The following is an 8914-nucleotide window of genomic DNA, read 5'->3' as shown; positions in this document are numbered from 1 at the left end:
ACGAAGACGTCAGTGGCCGTTTGTGGGTGAAGCCGGGTATCGTCACCGCTGAAGAGATCTTCCTGACCAACAACCTGATCACGGTGGAATGGGAAGTGAAGGAGATCACCCTGGAAGATCGCTACGAGATCAACCTGCAGGCGGAGTTCAAGACCGATGTGCCCGTCGCGGTGGTGGTGATTGAACCCATGAGCATCAACCTGCCGGTCATGAAGAAGGGCGATACCCTCAACGGTGAAATCACTCTGACCAACCACGGCCTGATCCGGGCCGAGAGCATGGCCGGTGATCTGCCCACGGGCAATGACGTGGCGCGGTTCGAATACCTGCAACCGTTACCGGCGACGCTGGAGCCGGGTGAAGTGTACACGGTGCCGTACCGGATTACGGCCCTCAGACACTTCAACCCGGACGACGAAGGCAGTGCCACCGGAGGGGGTTGCTGGACGCACCAGTACTGGGGCCGGGTGAACTGGGAGAGTCATTGTGCCAATGGCCAGGTTGTCAACTCCAGCAATAGCATGACCTGGTACAGCAGTGGCGGAAGTTGTGGTGGCTCGGGTAACAGTGGCGGAGGCGGCTCCAGTTCCAGCATCATCGGAGGCGGCAGTGGCGGTTGGGGCGGAGGCATCAGCTTCGGCGGAGGCGGAAGCCCTATTGGCGGAGCGTCGAACTGGTGCCCGGCGGAGACGGACAATGGCTGTGAAGACGGCAGCTGTAATAGTAATAACGGGGGCGGAGGCGGCCAGTAGGCTGCCTGTAGAATTGAGCCACTGACAGGGCGAGTAAGCGGTTCGCCCTGTAATTAAGAGAATGATAATGTCGTTTATAGGCAGTATTCATAGCGCCGGCTCACATCATACTCAGCCATAAGATCATTCGGCGGTGATGGCAATTTTCTCAAAAATTTCCGCAATTCTGTTCTTGGTGTCATCAACCGGTAGTACTTTTTCCAGCATTTCGACCGTCGCTTCCCTTCCAAGAAGGGAGTCTGTGATCCAGGTGGCAAGGTATGTGCTTGCCAGGCAGCCTCCTGATGTGGCGATCTTTTTTTTGTAAGAAAAAGAGTGTTCGTTGGTTGTGTATCCCCGAGTTTCTAGGGTTGATCGAGTAAATTGATCTGTTGAGATAGATTGATTCTCGAGAAAGCCCAAGGTTTGAAGAATGAGTGCGCCTGAGCATTGACTGGAAATTAGTTGTTTTTCGTCATTCAGTTTAATTTGATTGAGCAAAATTTCGTTGTCCAGGTGTGATAGGGTCTTGCTACCACTCCCGATAATCACTGCCTCACACTCACTTAAATAATCAGGCCTTTTTTCTGTTTTGATGGTTAGGCCGTTCATAGATGTAGCTGATGCGGTAGTGCCAATTATATGAGCTTTGAGGCCTGATGACTCAAGGCGGTTAATCATTGAGTAAGCGATCAAAGAGTCAAGTTCGTTAAAACCATCAAGGGTTAGAATTCCGACATTCATACTGCCACTGTTCATTAATAGTGTTGTTATCAGTTAACCTGATGCTCTGTCACTCTGGATTCTATAGGGTGCTGAGCGTGAACTTTGAGTTTCGGGTTGGAATTAAAGTATTTTCAGGAGAGTGAATGATACCAGAAAACTATAAACACTGGATCAATGATCGGCTGAGAGAGCAGGGTGAAACCGTTATAGATTCTGAACTGGTGAGCAAATTTGAGCACTCAGTTATAGTAAAAATAACAACAGAGAAAGGTCTGGTTTACTTTAAAAAGAGTGATGTTTCTGAAGCTTTTGTTGCAAGCCGAATAGCAAAAGAAAAGCCTGATTTTTCTCCTGATATTTTAGGTGCTGATATTGAAAGGGGTTGGTTGCTCACCCGGTCGGGTGGAGATCGATTGATTGAAAGTGGCAATTCAAATCACTGGTTTGAGGCGGTGAGAAAGTTGGGGATATTTCACCGTCAGGTTCCTTTCAGTACTTTCCAGTCAGGCCTGAAAACGACTTCCTTTTACTATAACAACCTAAGTGATGCCTTCAGCTGCTTTCTTAATAATAAGGAATGGTTGTCCTATTGGGATATCGAAGAAGTGCTTTATGAAGATCTGGTTGTGTTGTGTCCTGAGGTGGAAAAAGCTTGTTGTGAAATTTTAAAACTGAATTTGCCAGATGCCGTCTGTCATGGCGACGCTCATCCTATGAATGTGCTGTTTAGTGACGACAGTGTGAAATGGTTTGATTGGTGTGAGGCTACCCTTTCCAATCCGATGACCGACATTGGTTGGTTTTTAGTCTGGCTTTTACCAAAACGAGAAAATCTCGACATTGATGTTTCAAAAGAGTTTTTGAGTCGAGTATTTGAAAACTACTGCCAAGGATATGGCGTTGAGGCTAAGGGTTCGTTGCTCAGACACGTGATGTTTTATGCGTTAGCTCATAGAGTCATTGTTTATCATCAACGATTTTACCAGGCTGACTTGGGGTTTAAGTCTTACTTTGTGACCTGGTTTTTGAAGCTGATGCGCAGAGTTTCAAATTATGAACGACAAGAGTTATTCGTTTAACAGAGTTTTCTTGAAGAGAATAAGTTAAAGATAAAACAAACGGAAGATAAAACAAACGAATTGGTACCGGTGGGCGGACTCGAACCGCCACGCCCGTGAAGGCGGGGGATTTTGAATCCCCTATGTCTACCAATTCCATCACACCGGCACTGTTTTTCAGGACTGGGCTGTCCCGAGAAGATGTGGCGTAGTATACATAAGCCCAAATCGTTTTCAACAGCCGTTTTAACCTGAGTTCAGGTATCTCACTTTTCTGTCTATTCCTTACATCCATTTCTCTAATGCCGGGTTGCGTATTTTGTCGCCTGACAGGGCCTCGGTTTTGCAGTATATTGACGCGTTTTTTTGAGAAACGATCGACTCTCCTGAACTTATAGTTCTGGCAGTTGAACGGTTTTTTTATGTTGTTACAGGCATTTTCATGAAAGGGGTGATACTTTCATGGAGCTGGATGGAGCCGTCGTATTGCTCCTGACTGTTTTGTTTTCAGGTACCAGACCACACACCATTATGCGCGTCAGTGATTTTGATTTTGAGCTGCCCGATGAGCAGATTGCCCGGTTTCCTGCCCAGGAGCGTACTGGCAGTCGCCTATTGCGGCTGGATGGCCCGACAGAAACCATTTCCCATGGGCAGTTTGCCGATGTGGAAAGCCTGCTTGAGCCCGGCGACCTGCTGGTCATGAATAATACCCGTGTCATTCCTGCCAGATTATTTGGCCGAAAGGAAACCGGGGGTAAGCTGGAAGTTCTGATCGAGCGTGTGCTTGAAGAACGAAAGGTTTTGGCACATGTCCGTTCTAGTAAAGCACCTAAGCCAGGCAGCCGAATATTCCTGGCCGATGACTGTATTCAAGCAGAAGTGACCGGTCGGCAAGGGGCTCTGTTTCTGATTGATTTTGATGAGCCGGTGCTGCCTCAATTGCAGGAACATGGCCATATGCCACTTCCTCCTTATATTGACCGGGAAGATGGCAGTGCTGACCGTCTGAGATATCAAACCGTATTTGCAGAGAAAGACGGTGCTGTGGCAGCACCGACTGCCGGTCTGCACTTTGACGAGGTTATGTTGCAGCGTCTGAAAGATAAAGGCGTCGAACAGGCTTTCGTTACTTTGCACGTTGGTTCAGGTACGTTCCAGCCAGTCCGGGTGGATAACATTGCCGACCATGAGATGCACTCTGAATATATAGAAGTGCCGGAAGAGGTTTGTGAGGCGGTTAAGGCCGCTCGTGCCAGGGGTAATAAAGTAGTGGCTGTTGGCACTACATCGGTTCGCTCTTTGGAGTCTGCTTCCAGAGATGGGGAGATCAGGCCCTTCTTTGGTGACACCGATATTTTTATTTTCCCGGGTTACGAATTCCGCTCTGTGGATGCCATGATCACTAACTTTCATCTTCCCCAGTCAACATTGCTGATGCTGGTCAGTGCGTTTTCGGGTCAAGACGCCATACTTCGGGCCTATAACGAGGCGGTGAAAGAAGGGTATCGATTCTTCAGTTATGGCGATGCCATGTGGCTGACCAGGAAATAAGTCGTAAGTCGGGCTTGAAAAAGCCCTGACCCGCTCCCACTTTAAAATTAATTCTTTTTTGGAAATGATGTCGGATGGACACAGGCGCCTGTGTCATCTGAATTGAGAGGCTCATGAGTAGAGAAGAGTGCTTCATGCAGTTCGAAGAGCTGGCCACTGATGGTGAAGCTCGACGTGGACGGCTGACCTTTCCCCGTGGAACGGTTGAAACGCCCTGTTTTATGCCTGTTGGTACCTATGGCACCGTTAAAGGCATGATGCCCAAAGATATTGAAGACACCGGGGCGGAAATTATTCTCGGGAATACTTTTCACCTGATGTTGCGTCCGGGCACCGAAATTATCCGGGAACACGGAGACCTTCACGATTTTAATCAGTGGAAGGGCCCTATTCTGACGGACTCAGGCGGCTTCCAGGTATTTAGTCTGGGTAAGCTGCGCAAGATTACCGAGGAAGGTGTTTCCTTTAAGTCGCCGGTTGATGGCTCTCCTGTTTTCCTGAGCCCGGAAGTGTCCATGCAGGTTCAGCGTGAGCTGGGCTCTGACATTGTCATGATCTTTGACGAATGTACCGATGGCGAAGCGACTGAAAAAGAAGCGGAAGAGTCCATGGAGCTGTCTCTGCGCTGGGCGAAGCGGTCCAAAGATGCTCATGGTGATAACCCTTCTGCTCTGTTCGGTATTATCCAGGGTGGAATGTTTGAGCAGTTGCGTGATCGTTCTCTGGAAGGCTTGGCTGAGATTGGTTTCGATGGCTATGCCATTGGCGGTCTTTCTGTAGGTGAAACCAAGGAAGACATGATGCGCATTTTGTCGCATATCACCCACAGAGTACCTGAAGGTTATCCGCGCTATCTGATGGGCGTGGGCAAGCCTGAGGATATTGTTGAAGCCGTACGTCGCGGTGTGGATATGTTTGACTGTGTGATGCCGACCCGTAATGCCCGTAATGGTCATTTGTTTGTGGACGAAGGTGTTATTAAGATTCGCAACGCCGTTCATAAGCGGGACTCACGTCCTTTAGAAGAGAGTTGTGACTGCTATACTTGCCAGAATTTCAGTCGCTCCTATCTGCATCATCTGGACAAATGCGGTGAGATTCTGGGTTGTATGCTCAACACGATTCATAATCTGCGTTATTACCAGAGAGTCATGGCGGGTTTGCGAGACGCCATTGAACAAGGTAAATTGGACGACTTTGTCGAAGAATTCTACCGAAAGCGTGATCTGCCAGTGCCGGCCCTGTAAGGAAGAGCCTGGTTACGGTTTCGTAGTGATAGATTTTAACTGTTTTATTGTCTTTAAGGAGTATTTGAATGATCCCATTCATCAGTCCGGCATTTGCTGAAGCGGCTGGCGCAGGCGCTGCGGGTCCAAGCATGTATGGTCAGCTGATTATGCTGGGCGGGTTTGTCCTGATTTTCTGGTTGCTGATCTGGCGCCCACAGTCCAAGCGTGCCAAAGAGCATAAAAATCTGCTTGGCAATCTGTCCAAGGGTGATGAGGTTGTGACCACCGGGGGTATTGTAGGCAAGGTAGTTAATTCTACTGATGAATTTATTACCCTGCAGGTTGCCGAGAATCTTGAACTGAACTTCCAGAAATCTTCAGTTGCAGCTTCTTTGCCCAAGGGCACTATCAAAGCCATTAAGTAATAGCCATGAGCTAAGGGAATAATTTTTCTGCATCATCGATAATGAAAAATTCTTTCACGATAAAAAAGCGCGACCGGAAATCGAAGATGTTTTCCGGTTATCTCTGGAGAAACGGATTTTGCCTGGGCATCAGGGAGAATATTCGTTCCCTGAACAGGCTCCTGATCCAGGCATTTAATATATAGAACAGGAACCGGTGGGCCATGCTCAATCGATATCCCCTGTGGAAGTACCTGCTGATTGCAACCATTGTTGCACTTGGTTTTGTGTACGCTCTACCTAACTTGTACCCCGATGATCCTGCAATTCAGATATCGGGCGCCAGTTCATCAGAGACGATCAATGCTGGTGTGCAGGAAAAGGCGCAAAAAGCACTGGAAGCCGCCAATATTGAGGCCAAGGCCAGTGATACCGAAAATAATGCCTTATTGATTCGACTGAAGCATGCGGATCAGCAGCAGCTGGCCAGGTCGGTGATCAAGGACGCCCTGGGCGATGATTATATCGTAGCGTTAAACCTGGCTCCCACCACGCCTGACTGGCTGACTTCCATTGGTGCTTATCCCATGAAGTTGGGTTTGGATCTGTCCGGTGGTGTGCATTTCCAGCTGGAAGTGGATACCGCTCGAGCGGTTAAGACCAAGCTGGATATTTCCAATACTGAAATTCGAACACTTCTGCGTAAGGAAAGGTTGCGTTATCGCACCATGCCGGATCGTGCGGACGGTGCTCGTCAGTTGGCATTCCTTGACGAGGCTACCCGTGATAAGGCTGAGCGGAGAATCAAGCGCGAGTTTCCTGATCTGCTGGTAGACACCGAAGATCTGGGTGAACGTTTTGTTGTCTCTTATCGTTACTCTGAGCAATATATCCGTGAACTGGAAGATTATGCGGTCAAGCAGAACCTGACGACAGTTCGTAATCGAGTTAACGAACTGGGTGTGTCAGAACCTCTGGTACAGCGCCAGGGACGCAATAATATTGTTGTTGAGCTGCCAGGTGTTCAGGATACGGCTGAAGCCAAGCGTATTCTGGGTAAAACCGCGAACCTGGAGTTCCGCCTTGAGGCGTTGCCGAACGCTTCTCGCAGCACTACAGAGTTGTTTGATTATCGTGCGCGCCAAGTCAGTCTGGAGCGAGACATCATCATTACCGGTGAGCGTGTCTCCAGTGCCCAGTCCAACTTTGATACTGAAAGTGGTCAGCCGCAGGTTAATATCAGCCTGGACAGCACTGGCGGTAAGAAGATGAATAACGCCACCCGAAATAATATCGGGCGTAGCATGGCGGTGATATTTATCGAGCAAAAGCCGGTGACCCGTACTGAAATCCGTGAAGTCGACGGTGAGAAAGTTGCGGTGAAGGTGCCTGGCTTCCGTGAAGAAAGGCGGGTTATCAGCCTTGCGACTATTCAGTCAGCCCTGGGTAATCAGTTCCGTATTACCGGTCTGGATTCTTCTGGAGAAGCGTCTGAGCTGGCTCTGCTGCTGCGTGCCGGTTCCCTTGCGGCGCCAATGTATTTTGTAGAAGAGCGTACAGTAGGCCCAAGCCTGGGTGCCGAAAACATCAAGATGGGTGTGGACTCCACCTTGATGGGACTGGCGATGGTTGTGATGTTCATGGTGGTGGTATACCGGGTGTTTGGTCTGCTGGCTAATATTGCCCTGGCCATCAACCTGATGCTGCTGACCGCTGCAATGAGTATCTTTGGGGCGACTCTGACAATGCCAGGTATTGCCGGTATTGTTCTGACACTGGGTATGGCGGTGGATGCCAACGTGCTGGTGTTCTCACGAATACGTGAAGAAATAAAGTTGGGTCGTCCGGTTCAACGGGCTATTCACGATGGTTACGACCGGGCCTTTGTTTCAATCTTTGACGGTAACATTACTACGCTGCTGGTGGGATTGATTCTCTTTGCAGTGGGTACTGGTCCGATCAAAGGCTTCGCTGTGACTCTGTCTATTGGTATCGTCACATCCATGTTCACCGCGATTATGGTGACCCGCTCACTGGTGAATCTAGTGTACGGCGGACGTCGTGATCTGAAGAAACTGAGCATCTGAGGTGGTCGCAATGGCAGATCAAAAAGTCATTAATTTTATGAAGTTGCGTACTTACGCAACCATTCTTTCCATTGTGTTGGTCGTTGGCTCACTGGCATCCCTGGCAATCAAGGGGATCAACTGGGGTCTGGACTTTACTGGGGGAACCCTGATTGAGCTGGTCTACGACCAGCCTGCGAATACTGAAGAAATTCGCAGTCAGTTAGGCGAAGCAGGTCATAGTGATGCCGTCGTTCAGGAGTTCGGGTCGGTTCGCGATATTCTGGTTCGTATCCCGGGTGATGATCCGGCTCTGGGTCATAATCTTGCCAAGCTGCTTGATCAGAATCACGATGGCAGTGTTGTCGTTAAAAGGGTGGAGTTTGTCGGTCCGCAGGTAGGTGAGCGACTGAGAGAGCAGGGCGGTCTGGGTATGCTGATGGCTCTGGGCATGGTAATGCTCTATATCGCTTTCCGTTTTCAGTTCAAGTTCTCTGTCGGAGCCGTTCTGGCATTGAGCCATGACTCCATTATTGTGCTGGGTCTGTTCTCTATCCTGCAGTTGCCGTTTGATCTGACAGTACTGGCAGCGATTCTTGCGGTTATAGGTTACTCGTTGAACGATACGATTATCGTGTACGACAGAATCCGTGAGAATTTCAGAAAGCTGAGGAAGGGTGATGCTGATGAGGTTATCAATGTTTCTCTGACCCAGACTCTGGGGCGGACGTTGGCAACCTCCGGTACTACTTTGATGGTGCTGCTCTCACTGTTTCTGTTTGGTGGTGAGATGATTAATGGTTTTGCTACCGCTCTGATTGTTGGTATTGGTGTGGGTACCTATTCCTCTATCTACATCGCGTCCAATTTGCTGATCTATATGAAGATCAGTCGAGAAGATCTGATTGTTCCTGTTAAGGAAGATGATGCTGATCAGACTCCCTGATTGTTGTCATAGTTAAGCTTCTTTATCGAGTCGCTTACCAGTCTGCTAAAAAAAACCGGCCTGTAAAAGGGCCTTTTTATCGGTTGAGCGTAAAACCCCGTACTTTGAGTGCGGGGATGTAAGCTCGTCGGCGATAGCCGACTAATGCGGTGTTCTCTGCTGCTGAACGTACTGTTTGATGACTTCTATAGGAGCGCCAC

Annotated in this window: 8 protein-coding genes and 1 tRNA gene; 7 read left to right on the top strand and 2 right to left on the bottom strand. The window is 49.0% G+C overall.

The window, feature by feature from the left end; all coding sequences use genetic code 11:
- A partial coding sequence (locus ACR2PX_RS21690; RefSeq protein ID WP_434001443.1) for a hypothetical protein occupies positions 1–752 on the top strand: 752 nt, incomplete at its 5' end.
- Positions 753–875: 123 nt separating this feature from the next.
- Here the strand turns inward: ACR2PX_RS21690 and ACR2PX_RS21685 are convergent.
- A complete protein-coding gene (locus ACR2PX_RS21685; RefSeq protein WP_434001442.1) occupies positions 876–1475 on the bottom strand; it encodes a DJ-1/PfpI family protein in 600 nt (199 codons plus the stop codon).
- 203 nt (positions 1476–1678) lie between these two features.
- Here ACR2PX_RS21685 and ACR2PX_RS21680 point away from each other — a divergent pair, with 203 nt between their 5' ends.
- Complete coding sequence (locus tag ACR2PX_RS21680) at positions 1679–2536, top strand: phosphotransferase (RefSeq protein ID WP_434001441.1); 858 nt, start codon at positions 1679–1681, stop codon at positions 2534–2536.
- A gap of 61 nt (positions 2537–2597) precedes the next feature.
- On the opposite strand, the gene ACR2PX_RS21675 is transcribed toward ACR2PX_RS21680, so the two are convergent.
- Positions 2598–2684 (bottom strand) — tRNA-Leu (locus ACR2PX_RS21675).
- 362 nt (positions 2685–3046) lie between these two features.
- Between ACR2PX_RS21675 and queA the strand changes: the two genes are divergently transcribed.
- The 5 genes from queA to secF all read left to right on the top strand — a co-directional run bounded on the left by queA (position 3047) and on the right by secF (position 8714).
- Complete coding sequence (gene queA / locus ACR2PX_RS21670) at positions 3047–4069, top strand: tRNA preQ1(34) S-adenosylmethionine ribosyltransferase-isomerase QueA (RefSeq protein ID WP_434001445.1); 1023 nt, start codon at positions 3047–3049, stop codon at positions 4067–4069.
- 134 nt (positions 4070–4203) lie between these two features.
- Entirely contained in the window at positions 4204–5316 is a 1113-nt protein-coding gene (gene tgt / locus ACR2PX_RS21665; protein WP_434001444.1) for a tRNA guanosine(34) transglycosylase Tgt, read from the top strand.
- Between the two features lie 68 nt (positions 5317–5384).
- Positions 5385–5723: a preprotein translocase subunit YajC gene (gene yajC / locus ACR2PX_RS21660; RefSeq protein ID WP_434001440.1), complete on the top strand. Its 339-nt coding sequence runs from the start codon at positions 5385–5387 to the stop codon at positions 5721–5723.
- A gap of 203 nt (positions 5724–5926) precedes the next feature.
- Positions 5927–7789: a protein translocase subunit SecD gene (gene secD, locus ACR2PX_RS21655; protein WP_434001439.1), complete on the top strand. Its 1863-nt coding sequence runs from the start codon at positions 5927–5929 to the stop codon at positions 7787–7789.
- 10 nt (positions 7790–7799) lie between these two features.
- On the top strand, positions 7800–8714 hold the full coding sequence (gene secF, locus ACR2PX_RS21650) for a protein translocase subunit SecF (RefSeq protein WP_434001438.1): 915 nt from the start codon (positions 7800–7802) through the stop codon (positions 8712–8714).
- The last annotated feature ends 200 nt before the right edge of the window (positions 8715–8914 follow it).

This window comes from Endozoicomonas sp. (genome assembly GCF_051008435.1).
Lineage (GTDB): Bacteria > Pseudomonadota > Gammaproteobacteria > Pseudomonadales > Endozoicomonadaceae > Endozoicomonas_A.
The sequence above is the reverse complement of the archived record's forward strand: the minus strand, read 5'-3'. Positions and strand labels throughout refer to the sequence as shown.